Origin of the sequence: Curtobacterium sp. Leaf261 (assembly GCF_001422205.1) — a bacterium.
Lineage (GTDB): Bacteria > Actinomycetota > Actinomycetes > Actinomycetales > Microbacteriaceae > Curtobacterium.
The window spans coordinates 116,655-134,338 of record NZ_LMMJ01000007.1 but is presented as its reverse complement, the minus strand read 5'-3'; the positions used below and the strand labels follow the sequence as shown (position 1 = coordinate 134,338).

At 70.5% G+C, this 17,684-nt stretch carries 18 protein-coding genes; 7 read left to right on the top strand and 11 right to left on the bottom strand.

Annotation, left to right across the window (positions count from 1 at the left end):
- Positions 1–26: 26 nt before the first annotated feature.
- The 7 genes from pstA to ASF23_RS05910 all read right to left on the bottom strand — a co-directional run bounded on the left by pstA (position 27) and on the right by ASF23_RS05910 (position 8,394).
- Positions 27–1,112, bottom strand: a complete 1,086-nt coding sequence (gene pstA / locus ASF23_RS05940; protein WP_055950569.1) for a phosphate ABC transporter permease PstA — start codon at positions 1,110–1,112, stop codon at positions 27–29.
- A gap of 16 nt (positions 1,113–1,128) precedes the next feature.
- Positions 1,129–2,091 (bottom strand): phosphate ABC transporter permease subunit PstC, encoded by a 963-nt coding sequence (gene pstC / locus ASF23_RS05935; protein ID WP_055950566.1) that lies wholly within the window; start codon positions 2,089–2,091, stop codon positions 1,129–1,131.
- Positions 2,092–2,260: 169 nt separating this feature from the next.
- Positions 2,261–3,376 (bottom strand): phosphate ABC transporter substrate-binding protein PstS, encoded by a 1,116-nt coding sequence (locus ASF23_RS05930; RefSeq protein ID WP_055950563.1) that lies wholly within the window; start codon positions 3,374–3,376, stop codon positions 2,261–2,263.
- Between the two features lie 240 nt (positions 3,377–3,616).
- Entirely contained in the window at positions 3,617–4,561 is a 945-nt protein-coding gene (locus ASF23_RS05925) for an NUDIX hydrolase (RefSeq protein WP_055950560.1), read from the bottom strand.
- Positions 4,558–6,723, bottom strand: coding sequence for an RNA degradosome polyphosphate kinase (locus ASF23_RS05920; RefSeq protein WP_055950558.1), 2,166 nt, complete (start codon positions 6,721–6,723; stop codon positions 4,558–4,560). The genes ASF23_RS05925 and ASF23_RS05920 overlap by 4 nt, the downstream gene beginning before the upstream one ends.
- Positions 6,724–6,821: 98 nt before the next feature.
- Positions 6,822–7,712 (bottom strand): mycothiol synthase, encoded by an 891-nt coding sequence (gene mshD, locus ASF23_RS05915; RefSeq protein ID WP_055950556.1) that lies wholly within the window; start codon positions 7,710–7,712, stop codon positions 6,822–6,824.
- A complete protein-coding gene (locus ASF23_RS05910; RefSeq protein WP_055950553.1) occupies positions 7,705–8,394 on the bottom strand; it encodes a winged helix-turn-helix domain-containing protein in 690 nt (229 codons plus the stop codon). Before ASF23_RS05910 ends, mshD begins: the two co-directional genes overlap by 8 nt.
- An 81-nt stretch (positions 8,395–8,475) precedes the next feature.
- On the opposite strand from ASF23_RS05910, the gene ASF23_RS05905 reads away from it, so the two are divergent.
- From ASF23_RS05905 to ASF23_RS05890, 4 genes are all read left to right on the top strand, one after another.
- Entirely contained in the window at positions 8,476–8,751 is a 276-nt protein-coding gene (locus ASF23_RS05905; RefSeq protein ID WP_055950549.1) for a hypothetical protein, read from the top strand.
- A 156-nt stretch (positions 8,752–8,907) separates the two neighbouring features.
- Positions 8,908–9,504 carry an FABP family protein gene (locus tag ASF23_RS05900; RefSeq protein WP_055950546.1) on the top strand — a complete coding sequence of 199 codons (597 nt, stop codon included), beginning with the start codon at positions 8,908–8,910 and terminating at the stop codon, positions 9,502–9,504.
- Positions 9,504–10,640, top strand: a complete 1,137-nt coding sequence (ygfZ, locus tag ASF23_RS05895; RefSeq protein WP_055950544.1) for a CAF17-like 4Fe-4S cluster assembly/insertion protein YgfZ — start codon at positions 9,504–9,506, stop codon at positions 10,638–10,640. The genes ASF23_RS05900 and ygfZ overlap by 1 nt, the downstream gene beginning before the upstream one ends.
- A gap of 97 nt (positions 10,641–10,737) precedes the next feature.
- Positions 10,738–11,814, top strand: a complete 1,077-nt coding sequence (locus ASF23_RS05890) for an FUSC family protein (RefSeq protein WP_055950540.1) — start codon at positions 10,738–10,740, stop codon at positions 11,812–11,814.
- A 35-nt stretch (positions 11,815–11,849) separates the two neighbouring features.
- Here the strand turns inward: ASF23_RS05890 and ASF23_RS05885 are convergent, their stop codons facing one another.
- Complete coding sequence (locus ASF23_RS05885; RefSeq protein WP_055950537.1) at positions 11,850–12,653, bottom strand: class I SAM-dependent methyltransferase; 804 nt, start codon at positions 12,651–12,653, stop codon at positions 11,850–11,852.
- A gap of 44 nt (positions 12,654–12,697) precedes the next feature.
- Between ASF23_RS05885 and ASF23_RS05880 the strand changes: the two genes are divergently transcribed.
- A complete protein-coding gene (locus ASF23_RS05880; RefSeq protein ID WP_055950534.1) occupies positions 12,698–13,444 on the top strand; it encodes a phosphoglyceromutase in 747 nt (248 codons plus the stop codon).
- Between the two features lie 93 nt (positions 13,445–13,537).
- On the opposite strand, the gene ASF23_RS05875 is transcribed toward ASF23_RS05880, so the two are convergent.
- Both ASF23_RS05875 and phoU read right to left on the bottom strand, forming a co-directional pair.
- Positions 13,538–14,083: an AAA family ATPase gene (locus ASF23_RS05875; RefSeq protein ID WP_082473871.1), complete on the bottom strand. Its 546-nt coding sequence runs from the start codon at positions 14,081–14,083 to the stop codon at positions 13,538–13,540.
- A 137-nt stretch (positions 14,084–14,220) separates the two neighbouring features.
- On the bottom strand, positions 14,221–14,877 hold the full coding sequence (gene phoU, locus ASF23_RS05870; RefSeq protein ID WP_055951511.1) for a phosphate signaling complex protein PhoU: 657 nt from the start codon (positions 14,875–14,877) through the stop codon (positions 14,221–14,223).
- 165 nt (positions 14,878–15,042) lie between these two features.
- On the opposite strand from phoU, the gene ASF23_RS05865 reads away from it, so the two are divergent.
- Both ASF23_RS05865 and ASF23_RS05860 read left to right on the top strand, forming a co-directional pair.
- A complete protein-coding gene (locus ASF23_RS05865; RefSeq protein ID WP_055950530.1) occupies positions 15,043–16,203 on the top strand; it encodes a sensor histidine kinase in 1,161 nt (386 codons plus the stop codon).
- Positions 16,204–16,205: 2 nt separating this feature from the next.
- Positions 16,206–16,886, top strand: a complete 681-nt coding sequence (locus ASF23_RS05860; RefSeq protein ID WP_055950528.1) for a response regulator transcription factor — start codon at positions 16,206–16,208, stop codon at positions 16,884–16,886.
- Between the two features lie 199 nt (positions 16,887–17,085).
- Here ASF23_RS05860 and ASF23_RS05855 read toward each other — a convergent pair whose 3' ends face one another.
- Positions 17,086–17,631: a hypothetical protein gene (locus ASF23_RS05855; RefSeq protein ID WP_055950525.1), complete on the bottom strand. Its 546-nt coding sequence runs from the start codon at positions 17,629–17,631 to the stop codon at positions 17,086–17,088.
- Positions 17,632–17,684 lie beyond the last annotated feature (53 nt).

Genomic DNA, 17,684 nt, shown 5'->3' with positions numbered 1-17,684 from the left:
CCTGACGTGGAGGGTGGTGGGGAAGCCTAGCGGCCGAGCTTGGGGGAGAACGCGCGGGCGATGAGCCGGGCGAGCAGGTTGAGGAACATCACGATGAGGATGAGCACGAGCGCTGCGGCCCAGGCGCGATCCACGAACGGGACGGGGTTCGCGCCCTGCTGCGAGTACTGCGTGTACGCGAACACCGGGAGCGTCATGATCGGGTTCTTGAACACGTCGTAGTTCATGCTCGTCGTGAACCCGGCGGTGACCAGGAGCGGCGCCGTCTCGCCGATGACGCGGGCGATCGCGAGCATCACCCCGGTCGTGATCCCGGCGAGGCTCGTCGGCAGCACGATCTTCACGATGGTGAGCCACTTCGGGACACCGAGCGCGTACGAGGCCTCGCGGAGGTCCATCGGGACGATCTTCAGGACCTCCTCGGTGCTCCGCACGACGATCGGGATCATCAGGACGCTGAGGGCGATGGCGGCGACGAGGCCGTTGCGGGTCCCTGGGCCGATGAGGAGCGAGAAGAGCGAGTAGGCGAAGAGCCCGGCGACGATGGACGGGATGCCGGTCATCACGTCGACGAAGAACGTGATCGACCTGGCGAGCCACCCGCGTCCGTACTCGACCAGGTAGACGCTCGTCAGCAGGCCGATCGGGACGCTGATCAGCGTCGCGAAGAGGGTGATCTCGACGGTGCCGACGATGGCGTGCAGTGCGCCACCCCCGTCGGTGATGACGTTGCGCATCGAGTACGAGAAGAACTGGCCGTCGAGCCGGGCGATCCCGTTCGCGATCACCGTCCAGAGCAGCGACACGAGCGGCAGGAGCGCGAGGATGAACGCGGTCGCGACGAGTGAGGTGATGAGCCGGTCGACGGCCTTGCGGCCGCCCTCGACGATGCGCGAGATGACGACGATGAGCACGTCGAACAGGACCGTGCCGAGGAACACCACGGCGACGATGTTGAAGTCCTTGACGGTGCCACCGGCGTTGAGCAGGAGGAAGACGAGGCCGAACACGACCCAGCTGCCGAGGAGGAGCAGCCACGGGAACGGCTTCGGGAGTTTGCCGGCGGCGTAGACGTTGCTGGCGCCGGCGTTCTGGCGGATGGCGAGTGACATCGGGTGTGCCTTTCCGTCAGCCCACGCGCTTGCGCACGATGAAGCGGGCGAGCATGTTGATGACGAGTGTGATCACGAACAGGATCAGACCCGATGCGATGAGGGCGTTGAGCCGCACACCGGAGGCCTCGGCGAACTGCAGTGCGATGTTCGCCGCGATCGTCGAGGGGTTCAGCGAGGTGAGCACCTTGAAGCTGATGTTCGTCGACACCGACAGGACGATGGCCACCGCGAGGGTCTCACCGAGCGCGCGACCGAGGCCGAGCATCACCGCGGACACCATGCCGGACCGGGCGAACGGGAACACCGACATGCGGATCATCTCCCACCGGGTGGCGCCGAGGGCCAGGGCGGCCTCCTCGTTCAGGCGGGGCGCCTGCAGGAAGATCTCGCGCATGATCGCGGTCATGATCGGGATGGTCATCACCGCGAGGACGATCGCCGCGGTCAGGATCGTGCGACCGGTGCCGGAGACCTGCCCGGAGAAGAGCGGGAACCAGCCGAAGTACTCGTTCAGGAAGTGGTAGAACGGCGTCACAAACCGGGCGAGGACGACGACGCCCCAGAGCCCGAACACGACGCTCGGCACGGCGGCCAGCAGGTCGATGACGTAGCCGAGGACCGCTGCCATCCGCCGCGGCGCGTAGTGCGAGATGAACAGGGCGATCCCGATCGCGATCGGCGTCGCCATGATGAGCGCGAGGATCGCCGCCCAGACGGTGCCGAAGACGAGCGGGCCGACGTAGTCCCAGAAGCCGCTCGCGTCGTTCGGCAGCTCGCCGGCCTTGGCGGAGAAGGCCGGGATGCTCTGCCAGACGAGGAACGCTGCGACGAGGGCGAGGACCAGGAGGATGAGGCCACCGGCGAGGACGGTGGCGGTCGAGAACACCCGGTCGCCGATCCGGACGGGGGCCTTCAGCCGAGGGGGCGTCGCGGCGGAGACCTCTGGGGCCTCGGGCGCGGGGGCTTCGGTCGTCATGTCCTTCGGGACTCCTGATCGGGTGGGGAAGTCGGGTGCGGCGGGTACCGCGGTTCCGTCCGCCGGCCTGGAGGGACGGTGCCAGCTGGCACCGTCCCTCCAGGCCGACCGGAACGGGGTCCGGCCCAGGTGCCCGGTCTGCGAGGACCGGGCACCTGGGCCGTGGGTGCTACTTGATGGTGGCGATGGCCTTCGTGACCTTGGCCGACAGCTCGTCGGTCAGGGCCGCGGACTTCGCCTGGGTCGCGGCGGCGTCCTGCGCCTCGGAGCTCGCGGCGTAGCTGAGGTACGCCTTCACCAGGTCGGCCTTGGCGCTGTCCTGGTAGGTCTGGCACGCGATCGCGTAGGAGACGAGCACGAGCGGCCATGCGCCCTTGTCGGTGTCCTTGCGGTTGATCGAGATGGCGAGGTCGTTGTCCTCGCGGCCCGTTGCGACCTCGGAACCGGCGACGACCTGTGCCGCACCCTTGGCGCTGATCGTGGTCGCGGTGTCGCCGACCATGAGCTTCGCCTTCGAGAGGCTGCCGACGCCGGAGTCGTCGATGTAGGTGATCGAGTTGTCGGCGCTCGCCATGGCGCTCGCGACACCGGAGGTGAGCTGCGCACCGTCACCGACCTGGTACGGGAAGGTCTGGCTGACCGCTGCGTCCCACACCGAGGGTGCGTTCTGCGACAGGTAGTCGGCGAAGTTCTGCGTGGTGCCCGAGTCGTCGGAGCGGTGCACGACGTTGATGTTCGCCGAGGGGAGGTCGACGCCCTTGTTGAGCTTCTCGATCGCCGGGTCGTTCCAGGTCGTGATCTCGCCCTTGAAGATGCCGGCGATGGTCTCGGCGTCGAGCGTGAGGCTCTTGACGCCGTCGATCTTGTACGCGATGGCGATCGGGGAGATGTAGACCGGGAGGTCGATGCCCTTCGTGCCGGCCTTGCATGCCTGGAAGGTGCTCGAGAGCTCGGTGTCGGAGAGCGCAGCGTCCGAGCCGGCGAAGTCCGCGGCACCGGAGATGAAGCTCGAGCGGCCCGCGCCGGAGCCCTGCGGGTTGTAGTTGACCGTGACGCCGGAGGCCTTCTGCTGGAAGCCGGAGATCCAGGTGGTCTCCGCCGTGCCCTGAGCGCTCGATCCGACACCGTTCAGGGTGCCGGAGAGGCTCGAGTAGTCCGTGCCCGACGATGCGGAGGCGGAACCGGAGGAGGCGGGGGCCGCGTCCTCGTTCGCTGCGCAGGAGGACAGGACGATCGCGCCGGCGATCGCGATTGCTGCGACCGAACCGATTCGCTTGATGTTCACAGGGGTCCCTTCGGGGAAGATCTCGTGTGGTGTGGGGAGCATGCCGGACGGCAGTGCTGTGTGCCGTCCTGCCTGTGACAGTAAGGAGCCGAGGTGACCGGCACGGCGACCCCTGGTGAACAGGAGGTGAACGCACGACGAAGCAGGCCCCGGTCGTGGTCGACCAGGGCCTGCTCGGGAGTATCTGTAGGAGGGTGCGTGCCTCTGGAGGAGCGTGTGCGCGGGGGGCCGGCGAGTGGCTCAGGCCGGGACGCCGGAGGAGTGGGTCTCGACCGCCACGAGCGCCGACCCGGCGATGTGCATCACCGCGAAGTCCCCCGTCGAGAGCATGGCAGCGCGTCGGAGGTCGAACCGCGACGGGTCGTCCGAGGTGTCCCGGGCGATCCGCGCGATGATGTCCGGGAGCACCGGACCATGGGAGCACAGCACGGCGCTCTTGGCCTTGGCGAGACGCTTCCGGACGATGCCCTTGACGTCGCTCCGGCCCTGCTCGTACGCGTCCTGGCTGATGTCCGCAGTGCTCGTGACGCCGACCCGCGTCCGGTCCGACAGTGGCTCGACGGTCGCGAGGCACCGGGCGGCCGTGCTGCTGACGATCTTCCGTGGACCGTACGCGGCGATCGACGTCGCGACGTGCCTGGCCTGTGACCGACCGACGGGCAGGAGCGGCCGGGTCGCGTCGGGGCCGTGCCAGTCGCCGCCCGGGACGGTCTTGGCGTGGCGGAGGGCGATGAGGGCGAAGGTGTCGTGCAGACCGGCGGCGGCGCGCTCACCGAACTGCTCGAGGATCGCGACGTCGCGCTCGTAGGTGAGCATCCGGCCCGCGTCGGCCACGGACACCCACTCGAGCGCCGCGACCTCGTCGTTCGGCGCGAAGGACCCCGCGCGCGTGAGCTCCTTGGCGGACACCTCGGCGACCCAGTAGTGCACGATCTTGTCGCGGCCGTTCGGCAGGACGTACTCCGCGGCGGCGAGCGGCGCACCGAGGGACACCCGGTACCCGGTCTCCTCCTCGATCTCGCGGACGGCCGCCTCCGGGACGGACTCGCCCGGATCCACCTTGCCCTTCGGGAACGAGACGTCCCGGTGGTGCTCGCGGTGGATGAGGAGCACCTGCACCTCGTCCGAACGCACGCGCCAGCAGACGGCACCGGCCGCGACGACCGGCCCCTGCGTGGGACTCACCGTGCCGAGCGCTTCCTGGAGGAGATCTGCCGCATGAGGCTATTCTGCATGTCCTCGAGGGGCTCGTCGTCCGAACCCACCGAATGCCGCGTCCACTCGCCGTCCGACTCGAGGTGCCACGAACTCGTCGTCTCGGCCATGGCCAGCGCGAACAGGTTGTCGACCTCTTCCAGGTGCCGGGGCGAGGTGAGGCGCACGAGTGCCTCCACCCGGCGGTCGAGGTTCCGGTGCATCATGTCAGCGCTGCCGATCCAGGTGGTCGGGTCGCCGTCGTTGTGGAACGAGAACACCCGCGAGTGCTCCAGGTACCGGCCGACGATCGAGCGGACCCGGATGGTCTCGCTGTATCCCTCCATGCCGGGCTTGAGCGCGCAGATGCCCCTGACCCAGATGTCGATGGGCACGCCGGCCTGGCTCGCGAGGTACAGCGCGTCGATGATCTGCTCGTCGACGATCGAGTTCACCTTGATCCGGATCCCCGAGGGCTTGCCCGCCCTGGCGTTCTCGGCCTCGGCGGTGATCCGCTTGAGGAGTCCCTTGCGGAGGTGCAGGGGCGCGACGAGGAGCCGGCGGAACTTCTTCTCGATGGCGTACCCGGACAGCTCGTTGAACAGGCGCGTGAGGTCCTTGCCGACGATGTCGTCCGCGGTGAACAGTCCGAGGTCCTCGTAGATGCGGCTGGTCTTCGGGTTGTAGTTGCCGGTGCCGATGTGGCTGTAGTGCCGCAGCCCGTTCTTCTCCTGGCGGATGACGAGCACGAGCTTGCTGTGGGTCTTCAGCCCGACGAGCCCGTACACCACGTGCACGCCGGCCTTCTCGAGCTTCCGCGCCCACGTGATGTTGTTCTGCTCGTCGAAGCGCGCCTTGATCTCGACGAGGGCGAGGACCTGCTTGCCGGCCTCCGCGGCGTCGATGAGCGCCTCGATGATGGGGCTGTCGCCAGAGGTGCGGTAGAGCGTCTGCTTGATGGCGAGGACGTGCGGGTCGGCGGCCGCCTGCTCGAGGAACGCCTGCACGCTCGTGGCGAAGGACTCGTACGGGTGGTGCACGAGGATGTCCTCGCGCGAGATCGCGCGGAACAGGTCGGGCTTGAGGTTCGGCTCCGTCGGCTGCATCTGCACCGCGGTCGTCGGCACGTGCTTCGGGTAGTGCAGGTCCGGCCGCGAGATCTTCGACAGCTCGAACAGGCCGCCGAGGTCGAGCGGTGACGGCAGCCGGTACACCTCGTTCTCGGTGATGTCGAGCTCGCGGACGAGCAGGTCGAGTGTGACGTCGTCCATGTCGTCGGTGATCTCGAGGCGGATCGGCGGTCCGAAGCGGCGCCGCAGGAGCTCCTTCTCGAGGGCCTGGATGAGGTTCTCGGTCTCGTCCTCCTCGATCTCGACGTCCTCGTTGCGGGTCACCCGGAACACGTGGTGCTCGATGATCTCCATGCCCGGGAACAGGTCGCCGAGGTGGTTCGCGATGAGGTCCTCGAGCGGGATGAACCGGAGGCGCCCCGAGCCGTCGTCGGGGAGCTGCACGAAGCGGGGGAGCATCTGCGGCACCTTGAGACGCGCGAACTCCTGCCGGGCGGTCTTCGGGTTGCGCACTCGGATCGACAGGTTGAGCGAGAGCCCGGAGATGTACGGGAAGGGGTGCGCCGGGTCGACGGCGAGCGGCATGAGCACCGGGAAGATCTGCCCGGTGAAGTACTCGCGCATGCGGACGCGGTCGGCCTCCTCGAGGTCGGACCAGTGCTCCACGTGGATGCCCGCCTCGTCGAGGTCCGGCTTGAGGACCTCCGCGAACGCCTTGGCGTGTCGGTCCTGGAGGGCATGGGCCTCCCGCGCGATGTCGGAGAGGACGTCGAGCGGTGCGCGGCCCACGTTGGTCGGCACGGCGAGCCCGGTGTCGATGCGACGCTTCAGTCCCGCCACCCTGACCATGAAGAACTCGTCGAGGTTCGTGGCGAAGATCGCCAGGAAGTTCGCGCGCTCGAGCAGCGGCACCGTGCGGTCCTCGCCGAGTTCGAGCACCCGCTGGTTGAAGCGGAGCCAGCTGAGCTCGCGGTCGAAGTACCGATCGGTGGGCAGCGACTCGTGCTCGACCGCGACGATCTCGTCGAAGTCGTCCAGGTCGGAGGCGACGGATTCCCCGTCGAGCTGCGGTTCGGCATCCATGTGGCCATCCTGCCATCCGCGTGGTGTCGGCGGTGGCGTGGACATGGACGCTGTGTGGACCGGAGGTGAACGGCCAGCCTGTGCAGGACGAGCTGCGGTCAGGCGGACGGAGCGGCGCCCTGCTCGTCGGACGGAGCGGCGTACTGCACGTCGACGGTGTGGTCGACGAAGCCCGTGCGGCGGTACAGCGCGAGTGCCGGGACGTTGTCGCCCTCGACGTACAGTGCGGCGGCGTCGAGTCCCCGCCCGGAGAGCCGCGCGGACCCCGCGCGCATGAGCACCCCGCCGAGCCCCTGCCCCTGCCGCCCGGGGTGGACCGCGACGGCGTAGAACTCGCCGATGCGTCCGTCGACTTTGAGCCAGCAGGACCCGACGAGCGCGCCGTCCCCGTCCTGCAGCAGCAGCACGTCCGCCGGCTCGAACCAGTCCTCGGCCTCGCGCTCGCGGAGGTCGTCGAGTGTCATCCGACCCTGCTCCGGGTGGTGCGAGAACGCCGTCGCGTTGAGGCCGAGCCAGGCGGCTTCCGACGGGGTCGCCGCCGCGCTGCCCGCCGCGAACGGCACGAGGGACATGCCGGCCGGGAGGCCCGGGTCGGCGTCGCCCTCGGGGATCGGCGCCCGGAGCTGCAGGAGCGTCCGCGCGGCGGACCAGCCGAACGCCCGGGCCAGCGCGCGGGCGGCGGGTGCGTCCCCGTGGGCCCACGCGAGCGTCGGGGCGGGCGCGTCCGCGGTGCCGGAGGCGAGCGCCTGCCGGACGAGGGCCGTCCCGATGCCGCGGCCCCGGGCCTCCAGACCGACCATCAGCTCCAGCTCGCCGTCCCGCACGACCGCTGCGGCCCTGCCGTCGTCGACGAGCACGGTCGCCCGGCCGGCGCCGACGTCGACGAGGGTCTGGTCCGAGAACGGCGGTGCCTCGCCGGCTGCGGCAGCCTCCTGCGCGAGCGCACGGACCACCGCGACGGCGGCGTCCCCGGTCAGGACCTCAGGCACCCTCGCCGCTCATCCGGTCCGCGTCGTCGTCGTAGACGTTGAACCGGTAGCCGACGTTCCGGACGGTGCCGATCAGGGACTCCAGGTCGCCGAGCTTCGCGCGGAGGCGCCGGACGTGCACGTCGACGGTCCTGGTACCACCGAAGTAGTCGTAGCCCCAGACCTCGCTGAGCAGCTGCTCACGGGTGAACACCCGCGACGGGTGGGTGGCGAAGAAGCGCAGGAGCTCGAACTCCTTGAAGGTCAGGTCGAGCGGCCGTCCGCGCACCTTGGCGGAGTAGCTCGCCTCGTCGATCACGACGCCGGAGGCCTGGATCTTCGAGCCGGACTGCGCCTTCGTGACCCGGCCGGCGACGAGACGGATGCGGGCGTCGACCTCGGCCGGGCCCGCCGTCTCGAGCACCACGTCGTCGACGTTCCACTCGCTGTTCACGGCGGTGAGGCCGCCCTCCGTCACGACGAGCACCACGGGGGTCGTCGAGCCGGTCGTCGAGAGGATCTTGCAGAGCGACTTGGCGCTCGCGAGGTCCGTCCGGGCATCGACGAACATCATGTCGGACGAGGGCGCGTTCACGAGCTGCGCCGCCTCGGCGGGGACGTGCCGGATCCGGTGGCTCAGGAGGCCGAGGGCGGGGAGGACGTCTCCGGGCGCGGCCGAGGTGAGTACCAGGAGCTGGGCCACAGAGCCTCCAGACGGGTCGGGGTCCCCACATCTTACTGATCCGAGCGATGTGTCACCCGCGACGGGTGCAAGGATGGGGGCATGAGCGAGCCGAGGACCCAGCGGAGTCTGCGACTGGCGTCGGTGCTGCCCGTGTGGCTGCTCGCGGTGGTCGGTGCGGTGCTCGTGGTCGTGTTCGCGACCGAGGCCCCGTTCGCGTGGATGCTGCTCGTCATCGTGGCGTGCATGCTCGTGAGCTTCGCGCTCCAGCTCGCGACGCAGACCAAGGACGGCCTCGTCGAACGCATCAGCATCGCGTCGACCGGGGCGTTCGTCGTCGTGCTCGTCGCCACCGTGGTGCTCCTCCTGATCCGCTGAGCGCCTCGCCCGCGGTGTCGGCGATGCCGCGTAGACTCGCGGCATGGACTCCCTGTTGCCGCTCGAGCTCTTCTACGTCGGTCTCCTGGGCCTCGCGTCGCTCGCGATCGCGTTCATCTCGATCGTGGTCGTCGTCAAGCTGTTCAAGGGCCAGCGTTGATCGAGATCCCCACCGGCCTCCCCGCCGAGATCGTCCCGCTGTCGTGGCTGATCGGCATCTGGGAAGGAACGGGAGTCGTGCACTACCCGGTCGGTGACCAGGTCCACGACCACGAGTTCGGCCAGCGCGTGAGCTTCAGCCACGACGGTCTGCCGTACCTGAACTACAGCTCGACGACCTGGCTGCTCGACGACGAGCACACGCCGCTCGCCGCCGAGATGGGCTACTGGCGCCTCGACCGTCCGTCGGAACCGGGCGACCCCGGACCCGCGATGCTCCTGGGCGACGGCGCGCGACCGTTCACCACGGCACGCGCGGTCGAGATGCTCCGCAACAACGACGACGGCTTCGACATCGAGGCGTCGATCGTGCATCCCACCGGCGTCGACGAGCTCTACGTCGGACGCATCAAGGGGCCGCGCGTCGACCTCGCCACCGATGCCGTGATGCGGTCGGCCCGGGCCAAGGAGTACTCCGCGGCGACCCGGATGTACGGCCTCGTCGACGGCAAGCTCTTCTGGGCCTGGGACATCGCCGCCCTCGGACAGGAGCTCACCTCGCACGCGTCCGGCCAGCTCAGCAAGGTCGAGTGATGACCTCGCCGTCGGCCGGAGCCTCGCCGCGGTCGCCCTTCGGAGACCGGGACGGCGCCGTGCTCGACGCCGATGGCACCAGCCCACTCCACTACGGCAACCCGATCGGCGAGCAGCGGTTGCTCGAGCGCGGTCGCGCGGTGGTGGACCTCGGGGGTACCGGGATCGTCACCGTGAGCGGCCCTGACCGGTTGTCGTGGTTGAACTCGATGACGTCGCAGCTCCTGCTCGGGCTCGCGCCCGGCACCTCGACCGAGACGCTCGTGCTCGACGCCTCCGGCCGTGTGGAGCACGCGGCGCGGGTCGTCGATGACGGCGAGACCACCTGGCTCCTCACCGAGCACGGCGATGCCGAGCCGCTCGCCGCGTGGCTGACGTCGATGCGCTTCATGCTCCGCGTCGAGGTCGCCGACCGGTCCGCCGACGTCCGTGTCGTCGGCTCGTTCGACCCGGCACCGATCACGGCGGCCGGGCTCGACGACGCGGTCATCGCGACCTGGATCGACCCGTGGTCCGAGGTCGCCGTCGGCGGGTGGAGCTACGCCGACGCCGAGGACCACCCCGGCCGGACCTGGACCTACCGCGAGACCATCCTGCCCCTCGACGCGGCGACGACACTCGGGGCGTCCGACGTCCCGGTCGCCGGGACACTCGCCCTCGAGGCCCTGCGCATCGCCGCGTGGCGGCCCCGCCTTGCAGACGTCGACGAGCGCACCATCCCGCACGAGCTCGACTGGCTCCGGTCCGCGGTGCACCTGACCAAGGGTTGCTACCGGGGGCAGGAGACCGTCGCCAAGGTGCACAACCTCGGGCATCCGCCGCGGCGCCTCGTGATGCTGCACGTCGACGGGTCGGACGGCGTGCTGCCCGCGGTCGGCGCGCTCGTGCACGGGCCGGGCCGCACCGTCGAGGACGACCCTGCCGAGGTCGGCCGGATCACCGCCGTCGCGAACCACCACGAGCTCGGCCCGATCGCGCTCGCCGTCGTGAAGCGGTCCCTCGACCCGGCCACCGTCCTGACCACGGCGGCCGACGACGTTACCGTGACCGCAGCCCAGCAGACGATCGTGCCGACCGACGCGGGTGCCACGGCGGGTGTCCCGCGGATGCCGCGCCTCGGCGCCGTCCGACGCTGACCGTCCACCCCGCGGTGCCGGATCCGGCCGTCCCGGTGACGGGAGGGACGTGGTGAGCGCGCCACGATCCTCCAGTCGGTCTCCGCTTCCGTTCGACGTGCGCGCGTCCGCGGTGCGGGTCCGTGCCTCGATCCCGGCCGCGCTGCAGATCACCGCGGCGACACTCGGCGCCTACGCCGTCGCGCACCTGGTGCTCGGGCACGAGTTCCCGATCCTCGCGGCGACCACGACGATCTCGACGCTCGGGTTCGCCCGCGACGCCCGGCCCGTGCGGGTCCTCGAGTCGGCGGTCGGCATCCTCGTGGGGATCCTGCTCAGTGAGCTCCTGCTCGCCGTCATCGGCGCCGGGGTCTGGCAGATCGTGCCGTTCATGGTGCTGGCGCTGCTCGTCGGCCGGTTCTTCTCGGCCTCGAACGCGTTCGCTGCGGCCGCGGCGACGCAGTCGATCCTGGTGCTGTTCCTGCCGGTCCCCGGTGGTGGCCCGTTCGTGCGGAGCATCGACGGGGTCGTCGGGGGAGTGGTGGCGCTCCTCGCGACGGCGCTCATCCCACGCGACCCCGTCGGCCTGGCCCGGACGGACGCACGGCGTGTGTTCGTGCTCGTCGACACGGCGCTCGTCGACACCATCGAGGCGCTCGGGTACGACCGACGCGGGCGTGCCGATGCGGCGCTCGACCAGGTCCGCTCGACGCAGCCGCTGCTCGATGCGTGGCAGGCGTCGCTCGAGACCGCGGTCGCGGTGAGCCGCATCTCGCCCTGGCTCCGCCGACGCCGCGGAGCGCTCGCCGGCCAGGAGCGAGTCCGACGACAGGTCGACCTCGCGATCCGGAATCTCCGTGTGGTGATCCGTCGGATCGGGACGCAGGGACCGCCGGTCGTGGACCGGGCGCCGATCGCGGCGCTCCTCGACGAGGTCCGGTTGGCGCTCGCATCGATCGCGTCGGCGTCCGAGGACCGGACGGGAGGCACGGCTGAGCTCGACCGCGCACGCTCGGTCCTCGAGACGGTCGCCGCTCGACTCGACCCGCGGATGGTGCTCGGTCCGGAGTCCGCCGAGCAAGGCGCCGCGGGCGAGGCCGTCGTGGTCCTGATGCTCCGGCCCCTGGTGATCGACCTGCTCATGGCGACGGGACTGTCCCACGAGGAGGCCCGGTCGCGACTGGTCGACCCGTGACCCGCCCGCCCGCTTGCCCGGGGCGGAAGGGGCGGTCAGCGCGGGGCGACGGACTCCCACGGCACGGACAGCTCGCCGAGGCGCCACCGCGTCACGCCGTGCAGCACCGGCCATCCCCTGCCACCCGCCGAGCCGTCGCGCATCGACCTGACCGCGGCGATCCACCGCTGCCGAGGACCGTACGTGCCGAGGGGCGCGGCGATCGCCCACGCCCGGTCGAGGTCGACGAGGAACGCATGCACTCGCTCGCCCGGGACGTTCCGGTGGATGAGCGCCTTGGGGAGCCGCTCGGCCACGATCGAGGGGACGTCGAGCCCCGCGAGTCGGAGCGACACCGTGAACGTCAGCGGGACGCCGGCACCGGACGGGCCACGTGCGAGCGTCACCCACGAGGCCACCCGGCCGACCTCGTTGCAGGTCCCCTCGACGAGTCGGCCGTCGGGCTGCAGCCGTCCGGCCATCAGGTCCCACGACGCCTGGACGGCGGACTCGTCGTACTGCCGGAGGACGTTGAACGCCCGGATCACCGCGGGGCGCCGGCCATCGGGGGTCGGCGTCTCGAACCCGCCGAGCCGGAACGTCACGCCGTCGCGCGCAGCCCGGTTCGCGAGGGCGACCCGCGACGGCTCGATCTCGATCCCGGTGACCTCGACGTCCGGCCGGACCCGTGCCAGCCGGTCGCGCAGTTCGAGCGTCGTCGTCGCGCTCGCGCCGTACCCGACATCGGCCACGAGCAGGTCCGCGGCCCGTCGGAGGACCGGCAGCCCGGCGATCCACCGATCCACCCGGCGGAGCCGGTTCGTGCCGGTCGTCCCGCGCGTGACGTTCCCGATCGGCATACCGCCAAGGGTACGGGGGCGGAGCGCGTCGCTAGGATCGGAGCATGACCTCGACACTCGTGCTCCTCCGCCACGGCAACAGTGACTGGAATCAGAAGAACCTGTTCACCGGGTGGGTCGACGTCCGGCTCAGCGACGTCGGCGAGCAGGAGGCCAAGCGCGCCGGGCAGCTCATCGCCGAGTCCGGCATCGTCCCCGACGTCCTGTACACCTCGCTCCTCACCCGTGCGATCCAGACGGCGGACATCGCTCTGCTCGAGGCGGACCTCGCCTGGCTCCCGGTCAAGCGCGACTGGCGGCTCAACGAGCGGCACTACGGCGCACTCCAGGGCAAGGACAAGGCGCAGACGCTCGCCGAGTACGGCGAGGAGCAGTTCATGGAGTGGCGACGGTCGTTCGACGTCCCGCCGCCCGCCATCGCCGACGATGCCGAGTGGTCGCAGTTCGGCGACCGCCGCTACGCGGACCTCGGTGACGCGCTGCCCCGGACCGAGTCGCTGGCGCTCGTGATCGACCGACTGCTCCCGTACTGGGAGTCCGACATCACCCGCGACCTCGGCGACGGCAAGACGGTGCTCGTGACCGCGCACGGCAACTCCCTCCGGGCCCTCGTGAAGCACCTCGACGGCATCTCCGACGAGGACATCGCCGGCCTCAACATCCCGACGGGCATCCCGCTCGTGTACGAACTCGACGACGACTTCCGTCCGACCGGTCCGTCGCGCTACCTCGACCCCGAGGCCGCGGCGGCCGGCGCGGCGGCGGTGGCGGCGCAGGGCTCCAAGAAGTAGTCCGCAGACTGACCGGATCCGGGCCGGATCCGGGCCGGATCCGGGCCGGGTCCGGGACGAGGCCGGGTCCCGGGGCCGGGGTGAGACCGCGGGCTACGCGCCGAAGTGCCCGGCGATCTCGCGCATGAGCTCCGCGACGTCGAACCCGGCCGCGGTGTCGACGCGGACCACGGGCCACCCGCCGGCGATGCCGAGCGGCTCGGCGTCCGCGTGCTCGTCCCATGCTGCGAGGACCTCGTCGCGCGTGCCGTGCACCACGTGTCGGGCCGGCGAGGCCGCGTACCGGGCGTCCAGTCGGGCGACGATGGACTCCCGCGAGGCGTCGCACCACACCTCGACCACCCGGGGCGACCCGGCGGCCACGAGTCCCGCCTCCAGGAACGACCGGTCGCGGCCCTCGAGCCACACCGAGTCGATGACGACCCCGGCCTCGACGGCCCCCGCCATCGCCCAGACGGTGTCCATCGCGATGCCGCCGAGCTGCCTCGAGGGGATCATCGGTCCGACGATGTCCGCGAGCGGCTCCTTGACGGCGTCCTTCGACAGGAACGGGCAGTCGAGGACCTCGGCGAGGGAGGCCCCGATCGTGGTCTTGCCCGATCCGGGCAGTCCGTTGACGAGGATCGCGACAGCAGCCATGCCCGCAAGTCTCCCAGACCACACCGGTCCCACGGAGCGGCGGCCGGTGTGCGACGTGACGGGTGGATGGACGGGAGGCGCGGTGCCAGCTGGCACCGCGCCTCCCGTCCGTCAGATGGTCGCGACCGCGACCCGGCCTACGCGGACGGAGCGCCGACCCAGTCGCCCGTCGCCAGGTACTGCACCTTCTTGGCGATCGAGACCGCGTGGTCCGCGAACCGCTCGTGGTAGCGGCTGGCGAGCGTCGAGTCGACGGTGTCGACCGGCTTGCCCTTCCACGTCTCGCCGAGCACCGCGTCGAACACGCTCGCGTGCAGCTCGTCGATCCGGTCGTCGTCGTCGCGGATCTCCTCGGCGAGGCTCACGTCCTCGGTGCGGAGCAGCCGCTCGAGCTTCTGCGCGACGGCGACGTCCAGCTGACCCATCTCCTTGAAGATCGGGCGGATGCTCTTCGGCACGACCTTGTCCGGGAAGCGGTACCGGGCGAGCTGGGCGATGTGCTCGGCCATGTCGCCCATCCGCTCGAGCGACGCGCTGATCCGGAGTGCGCTGACCACGGTCCGGAGGTCGCGGGCCACCGGGGCCTGGCGGGCGAGGATGTCGATCGCGAGCTCGTCGAGGTCGATCGCGGCGGCGTCGATCTTGGCGTCGTCCGCGATCACCTGCTCGGCGAGCGCGACGTCCTGGCCGTTGAAGGCCTCGGTCGCGCGGGCGATCGCTGTGGCGACGAGCCCGGCGATGTCCGCGAGGCGGACCTGGACGTCTTCGAGCTCCTGCTGGAACACTTCGCGCATGGTGAGCCCTTCCTTCGGCACATGTCCGGAGGTCCTGGACATCACGAGCGAGTCTGGGGTCTCCAGGTGAACGGACGGTGACGCGGGGCTGAACGCTTCGTCCCGGCGACCGGGAGGCCGGCGGACGGTGGCGGAACGGGACCCGACCATCCCTACACTGGCGGCATGGACAACGCGTGGCTCGTGCCACTGTCGATGCTCCTCGGCGGTGTGTTCGGTGCGGGTGTGGTGGTGGTGATCCTCGCCGCGGAACGAACGGCACGCGCTGCGGACGTCGCAGACCGGGCGCTCCCCGACGGCATCGCCGCCGTGATCGCGACCATGCACAACCCTGCGGTGGTCGTCGATCCGTCGAACACCGTCGTCGCGACCTCGCCGCAGGCACTCGCGGTCGGGCTCGTCGTCCGGCGGCGGCTCGCGCACAAGGAGCTCATGCGCCTGGTCGACCGGGTCCGTTCGAGCGGTGAGATGGGGTCCGAGGACCTCGAGCTCCCGCGCGGCCGTCGCGGCGAGATGGTCGGGTACCTCAGCTTCCGAGCGGCGACCCTCGGCAACCGGTACGTGCTCCTGACGGCGGACGACCTCACCGAGAGCCGCAGGATCGACGAGGTCCGGCGGGACTTCGTCGCGAACATCTCGCATGAGCTGAAGACCCCGATCGGCGCGATCGGCCTGCTCGCCGAGACGCTGGTCGCCGCGGCGGACGACCCGGTGCACGTCAAGCGCTTCGCCGGGCAGCTGATCACCGAGTCCGAGCGTCTCGGAGCGCTCACCAAGGACATCATCGAGCTGTCGCGGCTGCAGTCCGTCGACGCGATCGAGGCCAGCGAGGAGGTCGGTATCGACGGCGTCGTCGAGGCCGCCGTCGACACGAACGCCGTCGTCGCCGCGAGCCGTGGGATCGCCATCGCCCGCGAGAAGAAGTCGAAGCTCCGGGTCATCGGCGACCCGGGTCTGCTCCAGATCGCGGTGTCGAACCTCATCGCGAACGCGATCAAGTACTCGCCGGACAACACCAGGGTCGGCGTGGGGGTCCGGAGCACCAAGGGCTTCGTGGAGATCGCCGTCACCGATCAGGGAGTCGGGATCCCCGAGGCCGACCTCGACCGCGTGTTCGAGCGCTTCTACCGCGTCGATCCCGCACGGTCGCGGGCCACCGGCGGGACGGGACTCGGACTCGCCATCGTGAAGCACGTCGTCGGGAACCACGGTGGCTCCGTGAAGGTCTGGTCGCAGACCGGCAAGGGCTCGACGTTCACCATCCGCCTGCCCGAGGCGGACACCGCACTGACCACCGCACTCGAAGACCACTTGGAAGAGCACTGATCGTGACCCACATCCTCATCGTCGACGACGAACCCGCCCTGAGTGGCCCGCTCGAGTTCCTGCTGCAGCGCGAGGGGTACGAGACCTCCGTCGCCGCGGACGGTGTCACCGCCCTGGCGCGGTTCGACGCCGACAACCCGGACCTGGTGCTCCTCGACCTGATGCTCCCGGGGCTGTCCGGCACCGAGGTGTGTCGGCAGATCCGCACCCGGTCGAACGCACCGATCATCATGCTCACCGCGAAGGATTCCGAGGTCGACATCGTCGTCGGGCTGGAGCTCGGCGCCGACGACTACGTCACGAAGCCGTACTCCACGCGCGAGCTCCTCGCGCGGATGCGTGCCGTGCTCCGTCGCCGCACCGAGGACGACCCGGGTGACACCGGGCTGCTCCAGGTCGGCGGCATCCGGATGGACGTCGAGCGCCACACCGTGAGTGTCGACGGCTCGGACGTCCCGATGCCGCTCAAGGAGTTCGAGCTCCTCGAGCTGCTGCTCCGGAACGCCGGGCGGGTGCTCACGCGCGGACAGCTCATCGACCGGGTGTGGGGTTCGGACTACTTCGGGGACACGAAGACCCTCGACGTGCACATCAAGCGGATCCGGTCGAAGATCGAGCGGATCCCGAGCGCGCCCGAGCTGCTCGTGACGGTCCGGGGGCTCGGCTACCGCATCGAGGCCTGACCGCCGCCGGCTGGCCGGCTGGCCGGCTCGCCGCTGCGCGCGCGTGTTCTGAACACGGGGGTCCGGCGGGAACACCCACATCCGCGTGTTCCCCGTGGACGGGCGTGTTCAGAACACGCGCACGGCCGGGAGGCACGGTGCCGGTCACGCAGAACGCCCCCGGTCCGACGGACCGGGGGCGTTCACGTGCTCCGTGGGCTCAGCCCGCCGCGGGAGTCGCGGACTCGGACGGCGTGGCGTCGGTGTAGGGCGCCGGGGTCAGCGTCGGGTCCGTCGCGGGGACGGTCGCCGTCGACGACGGTGTCGGGAGGAGGGTCTTGTACTCCTCGAGTGCGCCGGTCAGGACGGGGACGCGGATCGAGGCGCCCTCGGCGGACGGGTAGGTGAAGAAGACCCTGGTGAGCACCCCGGCCTTCGAGCCGAGCCGGTCGAACACGACCGCGTCGGAGTCCTTCGCGAGGTCGAGGCTCGAGTTGGCGGGCACCGTGACGTCCGTCTCGTCGGAGTTCTTGCCCTTCGCCTGGATCGTGACGACCTTGCGGGAGTCCGAGTTGTTGACGAGCGTCGCGACGAACCGCGCGCTCTCGCCGTCGTCGGTGAACAGGATCGCGTTGCGCACGTCGACCTTGCCGACCGTGACGCTGACGCCGTCACTCGCGTCGTAGTGCTCCGTGGTCGACTGCGGCGTCATGAACCCGCACCCGGCGGTGCCGAGGGCGATGGTTGCCGCGACGGCGACGGACACGGTTACCCGAGCTCGCAAGATTCCTCCAGTGGTGGCGTGACGGACCGAGCGGT